General features: G+C 62.1%; 14 protein-coding genes. 11 read left to right on the forward strand and 3 right to left on the reverse strand.

Features of this window, described 5'->3' with window-relative positions; genetic code table 11:
- Positions 1–181 precede the first annotated feature (181 nt).
- The 3 genes from NMG46_RS04670 to NMG46_RS04680 all read left to right on the forward strand — a co-directional run bounded on the left by NMG46_RS04670 (position 182) and on the right by NMG46_RS04680 (position 2,418).
- Complete coding sequence (locus tag NMG46_RS04670) at positions 182–763, forward strand: VOC family protein (protein ID WP_254816563.1); 582 nt, start codon at positions 182–184, stop codon at positions 761–763.
- Positions 764–790: 27 nt separating this feature from the next.
- Positions 791–1,654, forward strand: a complete 864-nt coding sequence (locus tag NMG46_RS04675; RefSeq protein WP_254816564.1) for a glutathione S-transferase family protein — start codon at positions 791–793, stop codon at positions 1,652–1,654.
- Between the two features lie 377 nt (positions 1,655–2,031).
- Positions 2,032–2,418 (forward strand): hypothetical protein, encoded by a 387-nt coding sequence (locus NMG46_RS04680; RefSeq protein ID WP_352704433.1) that lies wholly within the window; start codon positions 2,032–2,034, stop codon positions 2,416–2,418.
- 33 nt (positions 2,419–2,451) lie between these two features.
- On the opposite strand, the gene NMG46_RS04685 is transcribed toward NMG46_RS04680, so the two are convergent.
- Entirely contained in the window at positions 2,452–2,667 is a 216-nt protein-coding gene (locus tag NMG46_RS04685) for a hypothetical protein (RefSeq protein WP_254816566.1), read from the reverse strand.
- A gap of 327 nt (positions 2,668–2,994) precedes the next feature.
- On the opposite strand from NMG46_RS04685, the gene NMG46_RS04690 reads away from it, so the two are divergent.
- Positions 2,995–3,966: a DUF2865 domain-containing protein gene (locus NMG46_RS04690; protein ID WP_254816567.1), complete on the forward strand. Its 972-nt coding sequence runs from the start codon at positions 2,995–2,997 to the stop codon at positions 3,964–3,966.
- Positions 3,967–4,050: 84 nt separating this feature from the next.
- Here NMG46_RS04690 and NMG46_RS04695 read toward each other — a convergent pair whose 3' ends face one another.
- Positions 4,051–4,404 (reverse strand): hypothetical protein, encoded by a 354-nt coding sequence (locus tag NMG46_RS04695; protein ID WP_254816568.1) that lies wholly within the window; start codon positions 4,402–4,404, stop codon positions 4,051–4,053.
- 673 nt (positions 4,405–5,077) lie between these two features.
- Here NMG46_RS04695 and pstS point away from each other — a divergent pair.
- From pstS to phoB, 6 genes are read left to right on the forward strand one after another with little or no spacing between them, the layout of a single operon-like run.
- Entirely contained in the window at positions 5,078–6,139 is a 1,062-nt protein-coding gene (gene pstS / locus NMG46_RS04700) for a phosphate ABC transporter substrate-binding protein PstS (protein ID WP_254816569.1), read from the forward strand.
- 59 nt (positions 6,140–6,198) lie between these two features.
- Positions 6,199–7,188 (forward strand): phosphate ABC transporter permease subunit PstC, encoded by a 990-nt coding sequence (pstC, locus tag NMG46_RS04705; RefSeq protein ID WP_254816570.1) that lies wholly within the window; start codon positions 6,199–6,201, stop codon positions 7,186–7,188.
- A 3-nt stretch (positions 7,189–7,191) separates the two neighbouring features.
- Complete coding sequence (pstA, locus tag NMG46_RS04710) at positions 7,192–8,043, forward strand: phosphate ABC transporter permease PstA (RefSeq protein ID WP_023720929.1); 852 nt, start codon at positions 7,192–7,194, stop codon at positions 8,041–8,043.
- Complete coding sequence (gene pstB, locus NMG46_RS04715) at positions 8,040–8,843, forward strand: phosphate ABC transporter ATP-binding protein PstB (RefSeq protein WP_254816571.1); 804 nt, start codon at positions 8,040–8,042, stop codon at positions 8,841–8,843. The genes pstA and pstB overlap by 4 nt, the downstream gene beginning before the upstream one ends.
- 32 nt (positions 8,844–8,875) lie before the next feature.
- On the forward strand, positions 8,876–9,583 hold the full coding sequence (phoU, locus tag NMG46_RS04720; RefSeq protein WP_254816572.1) for a phosphate signaling complex protein PhoU: 708 nt from the start codon (positions 8,876–8,878) through the stop codon (positions 9,581–9,583).
- A 16-nt stretch (positions 9,584–9,599) separates the two neighbouring features.
- Positions 9,600–10,289: a phosphate regulon transcriptional regulator PhoB gene (gene phoB, locus NMG46_RS04725; RefSeq protein ID WP_031212149.1), complete on the forward strand. Its 690-nt coding sequence runs from the start codon at positions 9,600–9,602 to the stop codon at positions 10,287–10,289.
- Positions 10,290–10,298: 9 nt separating this feature from the next.
- On the opposite strand, the gene NMG46_RS04730 is transcribed toward phoB, so the two are convergent.
- The gene (locus NMG46_RS04730; RefSeq protein WP_254816573.1) at positions 10,299–11,543 is read right to left on the reverse strand and encodes an ROK family protein; all 1,245 of its coding nucleotides are present in this window, start codon (positions 11,541–11,543) and stop codon (positions 10,299–10,301) included.
- A 284-nt stretch (positions 11,544–11,827) separates the two neighbouring features.
- Between NMG46_RS04730 and xylF the strand changes: the two genes are divergently transcribed.
- Positions 11,828–12,868: a D-xylose ABC transporter substrate-binding protein gene (gene xylF / locus NMG46_RS04735; RefSeq protein ID WP_254816574.1), complete on the forward strand. Its 1,041-nt coding sequence runs from the start codon at positions 11,828–11,830 to the stop codon at positions 12,866–12,868.
- The last annotated feature ends 67 nt before the right edge of the window (positions 12,869–12,935 follow it).

The raw sequence follows: 12,935 nt of genomic DNA on the forward strand, positions 1-12,935 counted from the left end.
CAACGCCTCGGATTGAACTAGCATCCGCTCATCAAAGCTCCGGCCGCACTCCTGCAGGATGCGGAATGCGGAGCGCAGGCGAGCGAGGCCGGGCGCGGTCACATGCCGGGCGCTGATCCAAGCGCGACTGGGCATCCGAACTTCCGTTCGGCGGCAAGACGGCGTGGCCGGGAGGAGTCAGATGCAGAAGCTGCAGTCACAAGGCGTTCATCACATCACGCTGGTCGGCGCCGGGCGTCAGACCTCGATCGATTTCTGGGAGGGCGTGCTCGGCATGCCTTTCATCTTCGAGCAGCCCAACCTCGACAAAGCCACCGAAAGCCATCTCTATTTCGATCCGGGCGATGGCCGGCTGATCACCGTCTTCACCGATGACAGCCGCACGCCGGAGAAACGGCGCACGCCGACCGATACGGGCTGCGTGCATCACATCGCGTTTGCGGTGTCGCGCGTCACCTTCCTGCAGGCGGTCGCCCGGCTCGACGAGCGCGGCATCAAGCACAGCGGCGTCAAGGATCGCGGCTTCATGGACTCGATCTATTTCGAGGATCCGCTCGGCCTGCTGATCGAACTCGCCTCCTACCGCTTCGAGCCGCCGGCCGGCTTCAGCCATGCCGACGTGCTGATGCAGGCGCACAAGCTGCGTGTCGCGCGTGGCGACTACAACATCGCCGAGGTGCACCTTGCCGATGCGATCCAGGCGCTTGTCGAGCGCTCACGCGCGACCTTGTCGGAGGATCGCGCACCGAAAAATCCGTACTGACGGCACGCCGAACAAAGGGAGGATATAATGGCAAAGACAGCAACCATGAGTGCAAAGAAGCCCGCGGCCAAGGCAGCCAGGCCAGGAGCGAAGCCGGCGGCCAAAGCCGCCGCCAAGTCAGCGGCGAAAGTGGCAAAGCCGGCGACGAAGGTCTCCGCCAAAAAGGCCGCGAAGACCAAAGCGAGCCCGGCGAAAAAGCCGGCGCTCACGCTCAGCATGCTGAAGCCCAGCGTCAACAATATGAGCGTTCGGGTGTTTGCACGCGCCGCCGGGCTCGACCATTCCGAAACCGACGTTTGGGGCCTCACGCGCTCGCCCGAATACATGGCGCGAAACCCGGCCCATCTTACGCCGATGATCGAGGACAAGGGCCTGCCGAGAGGTGTCTTGTGGGAAAGCTGCGCCATCATGCAGTATCTCGCCAACAAGCACGGCCTGGAGAAATTATATCCCAAGGCGCCGGCCAAGCGGGCAATGATCGACAGCGCCATGTTCTACCTGATCGGCACGCTCTACCCCTATGTGGCGCGCGCCACCTATCCTGCACTGAATTTCCCGCAATATGCCGGCGAGGTCGGCCACAGCGACGCTCATCCCGACAAGAAGTCGGAAGCCCAGAAGGCCGCTATAGAAGCGATAGCCGAGCCGCTGGAGGTGTTTCACTCCTTCTTCAGGAACGGCAAGCCGTTCATCGGCGGCAAGGACCCGTCGATCGCCGACATCCGTCTGGCGGCGACGCTCGAGTTCCTCGCCGTCATCGACTACGCGTTGCCCCAATGGGCAAAAGACTATATGGCGGCGATCGAGAAGAAGCTCGGCAAGGCCTATGCCGAGCCGGCCGGCGACGTGCGCGGCTATATCGCCTATGTGAGGTCGCAGGCCAACGCCTGAGGCAGATGTCAATAGCGGTCGTCCGCACGTCTGCAGGAGCCGGTAATGAATTGGGGATTTTTTAAATCTCCCCTGTTTGCACGATGTGGGGAGCTTAAGGTTTCGTTAACCTAAACCCTTTCTACTGAATCCACCTCCAGCCCGCGACCACGGATGTACTGGCGCGGATGGGAAGCAAAGGTCGGCTGCGTGCCGGCCTTTTGCTTATTTCAGCCCCTGCCGAAGTTGCGCCAGACGGCGTTTCACGACGCCTGCATGGCTGATGAAACGCGTCGCCGCCATCTTGTCATCGCCGCTGTCGGCCCTACCATCGAAGTTCGTCCCGTCCTCGAGGGCGGTTCAAGGACAGAGGTCCTGCCATGAAAAGCATTGCTGGAATGATCGTGATCGCAGGCGCCATGCTGGTGGGCGCAACCGGTCAATCGAATGCAGCGACGCTCAACACCATGCCCGAGGTCGGGGCTGCCATCCAGGCGTGCTGGACCCCTCCGGCGAATGCCGGGAATTCCACCGTCACCCTGAGCTTCAGCTTCAGGCGCGATGGCACGCTGATCGGCCGGCCTAAGCCGACCGCCATCCGTGTCGCCGGCGAGGAGAAGGCGCGCCAAGCTTTTGTCGACGCGGCGGTCGCGGCCGTGGACCATTGCCTGCCGTTGAGCTTTTCACCGGCGCTGGCTCAAGGCATCCCGGGCAAGGTGTTCACTCTGCAATTCAACTCGCCCAAACAAGAACAGGCTGCACCGCGAGTGAAGGCTTCGCCTTGATCCTTTCCAAAAACCGGATTCCACTTTTCGGATCTAGTGGCGGCTTCGTCTGGCCTCGACATGTCGCGCCAGTTCCGGCATCTCGAAGACATAGTCGCTCCAGGCCGATTCCGGAATCTGGCCAGCGAGATAGCACTCCAGCAAAAGCCTCTGCTCGTGGTCGAGTGGCCTTGGTGCGCGTTCATGGTCCAGCCCAAGTGAATGGAACAGATTCCTGGTCAGCCCCGCGACAGTGAAGTGGATCGACATCTTCGGTCTCCTCCTTTGGCCGCCCAACGCCGAACCTGGGGCTAAGGTTTCAGCAACGGCCTGCCGGTAACGCCGGATTGATCGCGGTGCGGAACCAGCCGCGCGCTTCAAAATTTCGCCGTGGCGGGCGTCGTTGCTGCCGGTTCGTCTCAATCTTGAAATAAAAATGTAATATTGAATTCACGCGAGTGGATGTACTACACTAGAACTTAAGTCTCCGATGGTGGCGTGGTCTACTTCAATTAGATAAAACTGATTTAGCCAGAACTTATCCATAGTCGACAAAGAAATCCTGTTCTCGGTGCAACAAGGACAATGGTCGTTCCAATGACACGCTTCTGGCTCCTCACGATTCTGATGCTGGTGTCGGCAATAGTCATTGCGCTCGGCACATCCTTCTCCTACGCGGATAGCTGCGGTGCTATCAGGAGCCAATTGCTTTCGGCGGGGCGCAGCGGCGGGACCAGCCCCGAGCTTGCCCAACTGCGCCGGCAACTCGCCGCGCTTCAAAAGCTGGAGAGACAACGCCGATGCACGGCGAAAACGGCCGGCTTCTTCTTCAACCCCTGCGCCGACCTGGTCGCCAGCAAGGCGGAGGTGCAACGGCAGATCGCCAGACTGTCGAATTCGGGCAGGGACACGTCCGGATTGAAGGCCAGGTTTGTCGCACTGGGCTGCGCCGCCCCCGCTGCCAAGAAACAGCCGGCGCAGCAGCGCACAGCAGCCAAACCCCAGTTCGCAGGCGCAACAATGGGCGGCAATCGGATGCTGTTTTGCGTTCGCTTGTCGGACGGATATTTCTTCCCCGCGCCAAAATCGCAGTTCGCCAAGAGCGACGATCTGAAGGAAACGGTCGATCAGTGCCGCTATATCTGCGACGATGCCGGCGTCGACCTCTACACGCTGAGCGACGCTACTCGCGAGACTGAAGAGATGGTCGCGCTCCAGTCAGGAAAACCCTATGTGGAGCTACCTGCCGCGTTCCGGTACCGCGACGACGCGAACTTCAAGGCCTGCGACGTCAAGCGCTATTATCGGCGCGTCGCCGAACTCAGGGCACGAACCGTGACACCGGCCAACATGACCAACGCCATCATTCCCTTGCCGACGGCAAAGCCGGATTTTGGCATCGTCGCGGAAATTCCTGAATCCGGGATCGAAACCGCCGGTGCCGTTCCTGCAGAGGCAAAAACGCCGGTTGCCGAGGTGCAAGGCGCTGCCCAGCATCAGTCGATCGAAAGGGCGATCGGCGCACGGCCGGTGAGAGTGGTCGGGCCGGCCTTTTTCCCGGCGAACTGACCCAGGCGGGCGATGTTCCGAGACGGCGAACTTTTGACCGGATAGCCGCTTCGAGGCGTGGGGCCGTCGACCGACGTCGGCTGGCTATTCGCAGACCATGCGGGCCCGTTTGCCGGGCTCGCTGACGTTCCTGCAAGTTAGCGCCTTCGTCGGCTCCGGCGACAGCACGGGTGGGTTGTTGGTGGCCCTCCTCCGTGGCGCTGCAACGGAAGCTGCATTCCTGCGCATCGCCGGCCTTTTCGTCGTTTGCGGCGCCACTGGAAAGACGTCGGTCTCCAGTTGCGACTGTTCGGCTTGCGCCTGCGGCGAAGGCCGGTCCCAGAACCGGCGAACATCGAGCGGCTTGGGAATGATCACGGTGCCGTCATAGCTGCGGGCGCAGCCGCTTCCCAGAGGCAGCGCCAGGCACAGGAAGACAGGCAGAATCCGTCGAGACATCAGCAATACCCCTGCAAGCTTATAACGCCGCTTCGGCCTAACCGACAACCGGCGGAATAGGGCGAAGGGAGTAGATACCGTGAAGTAGAAGTCGTCGCGCTTCCCGTCGAAGGCCTTGCTCGAAGATCGAGCGCCGAGTCGGGCGCGAATGGGGGTCCAGCGCGAGTTAGAAACTTGCGATTCGTCAGCGCTTCCAGCGTAAGGCCATGGTGCGATCGCACCATACCAAAGCCGCGCTCAGTGGCGACAATGGGATGTTCGAAGTTCCGCTCCTCCAGTTACGGGCGGGAGCAGCGACCGCCGGCAAGAAACAGGGTCAGATTTACCCCAACGGACCTGTTTCGGCGATGGCGCGGCCATGACACGTTCTGGCTGCATGCAACGCGCTCCCGTCCGGCTTTTTTCTTTTAAAGCCGGTGGCTGCGATCTAAAGCCGGTGGCTGCGATCGCCGAGCAGACGATGCCGGCCGGAAATCACGCAAGCTGCTGATTCCAGCGGCAAACCGCGGCCCATGCCGACAAAGCCCGCGGCCGCTCCTTCTTAACCCGGCTGGACGACGTTACCGGAGCGACATGAAACTGTCATGCGACTGTAATAATCGGGGGCTATTGGCCTCAGCGGGCGCCGGAGGAATGGCGCCGAGAGACCATATTCCGAACAGGAGCAGGCCACATGAGACATTTCATCCGCTCGGCGGCCGTTGCGATTGCAATGGCTGCGGCGACGACCACCCTCACCTTGTCCGCCGCGCTCGCCGCGGACATCTCCGGCGCCGGCGCCACCTTCCCCTACCCCATCTATGCGAAGTGGGCCGACACCTACAAGAAAGACACCGGCGTTGGCCTCAACTACCAGTCGATCGGTTCCGGCGGCGGCATCAAGCAGATCAAGGCCAAGACCGTTACCTTCGGCGCTTCGGATGCGCCGCTCAAGGGCGACGAGCTTGAAGCGTCCGGACTGGCTCAGTTCCCGATGGTGATGGGCGGCATCGTTCCGGTCGTCAACCTCGAAGGCATCAAGCCGGGCGAGTTGGTTCTCGACGGCCCGACGCTGGCCGACATCTTCCTCGGCAAGATCACGAGCTGGGATGACGAAGCGATCAAGAAGCTCAATCCCGACGTCAAGCTGCCTTCGCAAGCGATCGCGGTCGTTCACCGTTCCGATGGTTCGGGCACGACGTTCAACTTCACCTATTACCTCGGCGATGTCAGCGCGGACTGGAAAGAAAAGGTCGGCGTCGACAAGGCCGTGGAATGGCCGGTCGGCATCGGCGCCAAGGGCAATGAGGGCGTTGCCAACAACGTCTCCCAGACCGGCGGCGCGATCGGTTATGTCGAATACGCCTATGCCAAGCAGAACAAGCTCACCCACACCGACATGATCAACAAGGACGGCAAGAAGGTCGAGCCCACCGCAGCCGCGTTCTCGGCGGCAGCGGCCAATGCCGACTGGAGCTCGCAGCCGGGCTATGGCGTCATCCTTGCCAATGAGCCGGGCGCCGAGTCCTGGCCGATGACGGCGGCGACGTGGATCCTGCTCTACAAGAAGCCGGACGACGCGGCGGCCACCGCCGAAGCGCTCAAATTCTTCGCCTGGGCGTATGACAAGGGCGACGAGATGGCCGGCGAGCTGGACTACGTTCCGATGCCCGACAAGGTGGTTGAGAGCGTCAAGGCCATGTGGGCCAAGGAAGTCGTTGGCAGCGACGGCAAGCCGCTCTACTCGACGATGTAATCTCCTCCAGGGAGGGCGTCGACGGCGCCCTCCCTGTTGCCTTTAATCGCGAGGACCCAATGACCATCGCTTCCGATGCCATGCCATCATCTGCAGCAGCCCGGGCCAGGGACGCTACGGTGCGGCGCTTCGCGCTCACAGATGCCATATTTCGCGGACTCACCCGCGCTTCCGCAATCCTTGTGCTGGTCATCCTCGGCGGTGTCGCGATCTCGCTGTTTGCCGGCTCATGGCAGGCGCTGTCGTCCTTCGGTTTTTCTTTCCTGACGACTGAGAGCTGGAATCCGGTCACGGAAAAATTTGGCGCACTGGCGCCGATCTACGGCACCCTGGTAACGGCGGCCATCGCCATCCTGATTGCGGTTCCGATCGGCATCGGCATTGCAATCTTTCTCACCGAGCTCTGCCCGCGCCCGCTCAGGCGCCCGATCGGCATAGCGGTCGAGCTATTGGCCGGCATTCCCTCGATCATCTATGGTATCTGGGGCCTGTTCGTGTTCGCGCCATTCCTGCAGACGACGATACAGCCCTTCATCATCAACATCTTCCACGGCGTGCCGGGACTATCCAGCCTTTTCGCCGGCCCTCCTTACGGCATCGGCCTTCTGACCTCGGCGCTGATCCTTGCCATCATGGTGTTGCCCTTCATCACCTCGATCACCAAGGATGTCTTCGATACGGTGCCGGCGGTGCTGAAGGAATCGGCCTACGGCATCGGTTGCACGACCTGGGAAGTGACCCGGCGCGTGGTCATTCCCTATACCCGCATCGGCATCATGGGCGGCGTCATGCTTGGCCTCGGCCGGGCACTCGGCGAAACGATGGCGGTGACTTTCGTCATCGGCAACGCGCATCGCATCAGTGCCTCCCTGTTCGCGCCGGGCACGACGATCTCGGCGACTATCGCCAATGAATTCACCGAGGCCGACGGCGACCTCTACACCTCCTCGCTGGTCGCGCTCGGCCTGATCCTGTTCGTCATCACCTTCCTGATCCTTGCCGCCGCCCGCTATATGCTGATGCGGATCGACGCCCGTACGGGAGCCTGACCGATGTCGACATCCTCATCGCTCCACAGCCGCCGCAAAGCCAGGAATTCGGTGATGATGGCGCTTTGCGTCGTCGCCGCCGGCATCGGGCTTGCCTGGCTGGCGCTCATCCTCGGTGCGTTGGTCTATAAGGGCACAGCCGGGCTTTCGTTCGCGGTCTTCACCGAGATGACGCCGCCGCCAGGCGAGGCCGGCGGCCTGCTCAATGCCATCGCGGGCAGCCTGCTGATGACGATCATCGCCGTTGTCGTCGGCACGCCGATCGGCGTGCTGGCGGGAACCTACATGGCCGAGTATGGACGCTTTTCGCGCATCACTACCGTCGTCCGCTTCATCAACGACATCCTGTTGTCGGCGCCGTCGATTATCATCGGCTTGTTCGTCTATGAATTGATGGTGCGGCCGATGGGACATTTCTCGGCCATTGCCGGCGCCGTGGCGCTTGCCATCCTGGTCATTCCGGTGGTCGTGCGCACCACTGAAGACATGCTCAACCTGGTGCCGAACGCGTTGCGTGAAGCCGGTGCCGCGATCGGCGCGCCGCGCTGGGTGGTGATCCGTTCGGTCGCCTACCGCGCCGCATTGTCCGGCATCGTCACCGGCATATTGCTGGCGATAGCACGCATTTCTGGCGAGACGGCGCCGCTGCTCTTCACCGCGCTCAACAACCAGTTCTGGAGCAGCAATATCAACGCGCCGATGGCCAGCCTGCCGGTGACCATCTTCCAGTTCGCTCTCAGCCCTTACGAGGAATGGCAGCAACTGGCGTGGACCGGCGCACTCATAATCACCCTGACGGTTCTGGGCTTGAGCATCCTCGCCCGCAGCCTTACTGGACGCAGAGAGGACAGATGACACAGATGTTGTCCCCAGACATGACGATGACCGAAACGGTCACCGAGAAGACGAAGATCGAGGTCAAGAACCTCAACTTCTACTACGGCCAGAGCAAGGCGCTGAAGGACATCAGCCTGTCGCTGCCCGAGCGCAGCGTCACAGCCTTCATCGGCCCTTCGGGTTGCGGGAAATCGACGCTGCTGCGCGTCTTCAACCGCATCTACGAGCTCTACCCGAAACAGACCGCCGAGGGCCAGGTGCTGCTCGACGGCAAGAACATTCTCGACCGGTCGCAGGATCTCAACCTCCTCAGGACAAAGATCGGCATGGTGTTCCAGAAGCCGACGCCGTTCCCGATGTCGATCTACGAGAACATAGCATTCGGCGTCAGGCTCTACGAGAATCTCGGCAAGTCCGAGATGGACGGCCGCGTCGAGCAAGCGTTGAAGCGGGCGGCGCTGTGGAGCGAGGTCAAGGACAAGCTAAACGCCAGCGGCTTGAGCCTGTCCGGCGGCCAGCAGCAGCGGCTCTGCATTGCCCGCACCGTGGCAGTGAAGCCGGAAGTCATCCTGCTCGACGAACCGGCTTCGGCCCTCGACCCGCTGTCGACGGCCAAGATCGAGGAACTGATCGACGAGTTGCAAGCCGACTACACGATCGTCATCGTCACCCACAACATGCAGCAAGCAGCGCGCGTGTCGCGCCAGACCGCCTTCATGTATCTGGGTGAACTGGTCGAGTTCGACCGGACCGAGAAGATCTTCACGTCGCCCCGCGAGAAGCGCACGCAGGACTACATCACCGGCCGCTTCGGCTGAGCCGTTCCGATCATGCATATGAGGACAGGACCATGGGCGAACACACAGTCGCTTCTTTCGACGAGGATCTCGAGCAGATCAGCAAGCTGATCCGCGACATGGCCGACCTCGCCGGTTCGATGGTCGGCGGGGCGACCAAGGCCCTGTTGAATTCCGACAACGTGCTGGCGCAGCGCGTCGTCTCCGACGACGCCATCATGGACGCGCGTCAACGCGAACTGGACGATCGCGCCATCACCCTGATCGCCAAGCGCCAGCCAATGGCTCACGATCTGCGCCATGTCGTCGGAGCGATCCGCATGGCCGGCGACCTCGAACGCATCGGCGACCTTGCCAAGAACATCGCCAAGCGTGTGAGCGCGGTCGGCCTCAGCGTCACGCCGCGCGACCTATCGCATTCCATCGATGCGATGGCGCAGCTGGTGCTCATCCAGGTGCAGGGCGTCATCGAGGAATATGCTGCAGGCGATGCGGCCGCGTTGGCCAAGCTGCGCGCCGCCGACGAGCGCATCGACGTCAAATACACGTCCGTGTTCCGCGAGCTGTTGACCTACATGATGGAAGATCCGCGCAACATCACCGCTTGCACGCATCTGCTGTTCTGCGCCAAGAATCTGGAGCGGATCGGCGACCATGTCACCAACATCGCCGAGAATGCGTATTATGTGCTGACCGGCGAGCAATTGCCGGTCAACCGTCCGAAGCAGGACGAAACGACAATGTCCGCACCGGTGACATGATGGGGGTGCCCAGCCGATGATCGCACCACGCATAATGGTGGTGGAGGACGAGGAGCCGTTGGGCGTGCTGCTCCGCTACAATCTCGAATCCGAAGGCTACCAGGTCGAGGTGGTGACACGCGGCGACGAAGCCGAGATCCGTTTGCAGGAGAATGTGCCCGACCTTCTGGTGCTCGACTGGATGATACCGGCGGTTTCCGGCATCGAGCTCTGCCGCCGGTTGCGCGTGCGCCCCGAAACCGAGCGGCTGCCGATCATCATGCTGACCGCGCGCGGCGAGGAGAGCGACCGGGTGCGCGGTCTTTCGACCGGCGCCGACGACTATCTTGTCAAACCGTTTTCGACGCCGGAATTCATGGCCAGGGTCAAGGCGCTGCTGCGGCGCGCCAAGCCGGAAGTGCTGTCTAGCGTGCTGAAGGTCGGCGACATCGTGCTCGATCGCGAATCGCACAGGGTCTATCGCAAGAAGAGCGAGATCAGGCTCGGGCCGACCGAATTCCGGCTGCTCGAGTTCATGATGCGGCATCCGGGCCGCGTCTTCTCGCGTAGCCAGTTGCTCGATAATGTCTGGGGCGAGACGATCTATATCGACGAACGCACCGTCGACGTGCATGTCGGGCGGCTGCGCAAAGCCGTCAATAACGGCCGCATGCCGGATGTCATCCGCACCATCCGCGGTGCCGGCTATGCGATCAGGGAAGATTGACCCGCCTGGTCAGGCGACGTTCTTTCTGACGCCGGGCCTCATTTGCGCGCCCGGCGCGAAAATCTCCTGGTCGACGAAGCTTAACGCCCGCATCGCGCAGCCTTCGCGGATCAGCGGCAATTCGTTCGGCTCGGTATCGAAGGAAATCGAGCCCGAGTGCTGGCCGCCGGCGGTCTGGGCGATTGCCTTGCGCAAGGCCGGCTCGATCAGATCGAAGGCGGCGGCACTGGCGCCGACCATCGCGACCGGTGCCGGATCGATCAGCGCGAACAGCGAGCCGAGACCGAAACCCAGCGCTTCGCCGGCCTTGCGGTAGGCCTCGCGTTCCGGCCCATCCTTCTCGCGCGCGCGGGCCGCCAGAGCGCGCATGTCGGCGTCGCTGACGTCGGCGACCGGTTCGCTGTCTTCGCTCATCTGCCTGGCGTTGCGCCAGATGGCATAGTTGCCGGCATAGGCTTCGATGCAGCCGCGCCGCCCGCAACGGCAGCGCGCGCCGCCCGGACGATGGATCATGTGGCCAAATTCGCCGCCCGAGGAATGCGTCCCGGTGAACAGTTCGCCCTTCAGCACAAGCCCCATACCGATGCCATGCGAAAGCAGGATGGCGATGAAGTCGTCGCGATAGCGATCCGGATTGCGCCAGCGCAAAGCCACCGCCATCATATTGCAGTCGTTCTCCACCGTGGCCCGGATGCCGAATTCGTCTTCCAGCATGTCGGCAAAGGCGATGTCGGTCTGCGGCGTGATCGGCGACCACAGCATGGCGCGTGCAGGGGAGTCGGTAATGCCCTGAATCGCCAGGGCGATGCGGGCGACACTGCGGACGTCAAGGTCTGGGTCCTCAAGCCGGCGCCGGACGATGGCCATGCATTCGCGGATCAGCTCGTCGCGCGGCATGGTCAGCGTGTCCAGCCGGCGCTGTTCCTCGGCGACCACCTGTCCCGCATAGTCGATAATGGCGGCCGACAGGAAATTCAGTGACAACACCACGGTCAGCACCGCCGCCGCTTCCGGGTTGAGGGCGAGGCCGACCTGCGGACGACCGCGTTTCAACGAAACGGGCTCACTTGCCTTGCTTTCGGCGAGGATGCCTTCCCGTATCAGGTCGGAGGAGATCGCCGATATGGTTGAATGACTGAGGCCGGTGGTGGCTGCGATCTCCGTACGCGACGGCTGGCCGGCCCGGCGCACCGCCGAGATCACCATCGCCCGGTTGCGCCGGCGCAAATCGTCGTGGCGGATTCCGACCGACATCGTTTTGCTTTCCTCCCGGTTGCCGCGGCCGCTCATGAACCGGAAGCCGTCGGTAATGTCCGACAAATAGTGTCGGATGCGGCAAATAGTGTCAGATGCAGGTGGCGCTGTCATCGTTTATTCCGACGCTCGAAAAAACTCGCAGAGTCATCAAAATCCATCACAATCGATGTTGACAGCAGCCGGAGATCGGGCCAGTATTTTTTCGAGGCTCGAAAAAATTAGAGCTTCTAAGCTGGTCGTTGAGCAATTGGTCACGCCGTACGCGGCGCAGGGAGGATATGATGAAGAAATTCACGGCCGCCATTCTGGCGGGTGTCGCCATGACGCTGGCGCTGGCGTCGGTGGCGCAGGCGAAAGACAAGGTCATCGGCGTTTCCTGGTCGAACTTCCAGGAAGAGCGCTGGAAGACGGACGAGGCCGCAATGAAGGCGGCCATCGAGGCCGCCGGCGACAAGTATATTTCCGCCGACGCACAATCCAACCCCGGCAAGCAGCTCACCGACGTCGAGAGCCTGATCTCGCAGGGTGCCAATGCGCTGATCATCCTCGCGCAGGATGCCTCGGCCATCGGGCCGGCCGTGCAGAAGGCACTGGACGAAGGCATCCCGGTCGTCGGCTATGACCGGCTGATCGAGAACAAGGACGTGTTCTATCTGACCTTCGACAACAAGGAAGTCGGCCGCATGCAGGCCCGCGAAGTCTTCAAGGTGAAGCCGGAAGGCAACTACGTCTTCATCAAGGGTTCGGGTTCCGATCCGAATGCCGATTTCCTGTTTGCCGGTTCGATGGAGGTGCTGAAGGAGGCCATCGACAGCGGCAAGATCAAGAATGTCGGCGAGGCCTATACGGACGGCTGGCTGCCGGCCAACGCTCAGAAGAACATGGAACAGTTCCTGACCGCCAACGACAACAAGGTCGATGCCGTGGTCGCGGCCAATGACGGCACCGCCGGTGGCGTCGTCGCCGCGCTGACAGCACAAGGGTTGGCCGGATCGGTTCCGGTCTCGGGCCAGGACGGCGACCACGCCGCGCTGAACCGCATCGCGCTTGGCACACAGACCGTGTCGGTGTGGAAGGACGCGCGCGAGCTCGGTAAGAACGCCGCCGAGATCGCCTCGCAGCTTGCCGACGGCAAGCAGATGACCGACATTGCCGGCGTGAAGGATTTCACCACGCCCGGCGGCAACACGGTCAAGTCGCTGTTCCTGACTCCGGTGGCCATCACCAAGGATAACCTCAACGTCGTCATCGACGCCGGTTGGATCAAGAAAGAAGAGGTCTGCGCCGGCGTGGCGGCTGGCACTGTTGCGGTCTGCAACTGAGCCGACGTTTCCGAGAAGTCCGAACGCCGCGGCCGCTCGCCGCGGCGTTTTTTCAAAAAGAATTGTT

Origin of the sequence: Mesorhizobium sp. LMG 17147 (genome assembly GCF_024297145.1) — a bacterium.
Classification (GTDB): Bacteria; Pseudomonadota; Alphaproteobacteria; order Rhizobiales; family Rhizobiaceae; genus Mesorhizobium.

Coding starts and splice junctions, on each gene's coding strand:
- NMG46_RS04670 (WP_254816563.1), top strand. CDS start 182: ATGCAGAAGCTGCAGTCACAAGGCGTTCATCACATCACGCTGGTCGGC.
- NMG46_RS04675 (WP_254816564.1), top strand. CDS start 791: ATGGCAAAGACAGCAACCATGAGTGCAAAGAAGCCCGCGGCCAAGGCA.
- NMG46_RS04680 (WP_352704433.1), top strand. CDS start 2,032: ATGATCGTGATCGCAGGCGCCATGCTGGTGGGCGCAACCGGTCAATCG.
- NMG46_RS04685 (WP_254816566.1), bottom strand. CDS start 2,667: ATGTCGATCCACTTCACTGTCGCGGGGCTGACCAGGAATCTGTTCCAT.
- NMG46_RS04690 (WP_254816567.1), top strand. CDS start 2,995: ATGACACGCTTCTGGCTCCTCACGATTCTGATGCTGGTGTCGGCAATA.
- NMG46_RS04695 (WP_254816568.1), bottom strand. CDS start 4,404: ATGTCTCGACGGATTCTGCCTGTCTTCCTGTGCCTGGCGCTGCCTCTG.
- pstS (WP_254816569.1), top strand. CDS start 5,078: ATGAGACATTTCATCCGCTCGGCGGCCGTTGCGATTGCAATGGCTGCG.
- pstC (WP_254816570.1), top strand. CDS start 6,199: ATGACCATCGCTTCCGATGCCATGCCATCATCTGCAGCAGCCCGGGCC.
- pstA (WP_023720929.1), top strand. CDS start 7,192: ATGTCGACATCCTCATCGCTCCACAGCCGCCGCAAAGCCAGGAATTCG.
- pstB (WP_254816571.1), top strand. CDS start 8,040: ATGACACAGATGTTGTCCCCAGACATGACGATGACCGAAACGGTCACC.
- phoU (WP_254816572.1), top strand. CDS start 8,876: ATGGGCGAACACACAGTCGCTTCTTTCGACGAGGATCTCGAGCAGATC.
- phoB (WP_031212149.1), top strand. CDS start 9,600: ATGATCGCACCACGCATAATGGTGGTGGAGGACGAGGAGCCGTTGGGC.
- NMG46_RS04730 (WP_254816573.1), bottom strand. CDS start 11,543: ATGTCGGTCGGAATCCGCCACGACGATTTGCGCCGGCGCAACCGGGCG.
- xylF (WP_254816574.1), top strand. CDS start 11,828: ATGAAGAAATTCACGGCCGCCATTCTGGCGGGTGTCGCCATGACGCTG.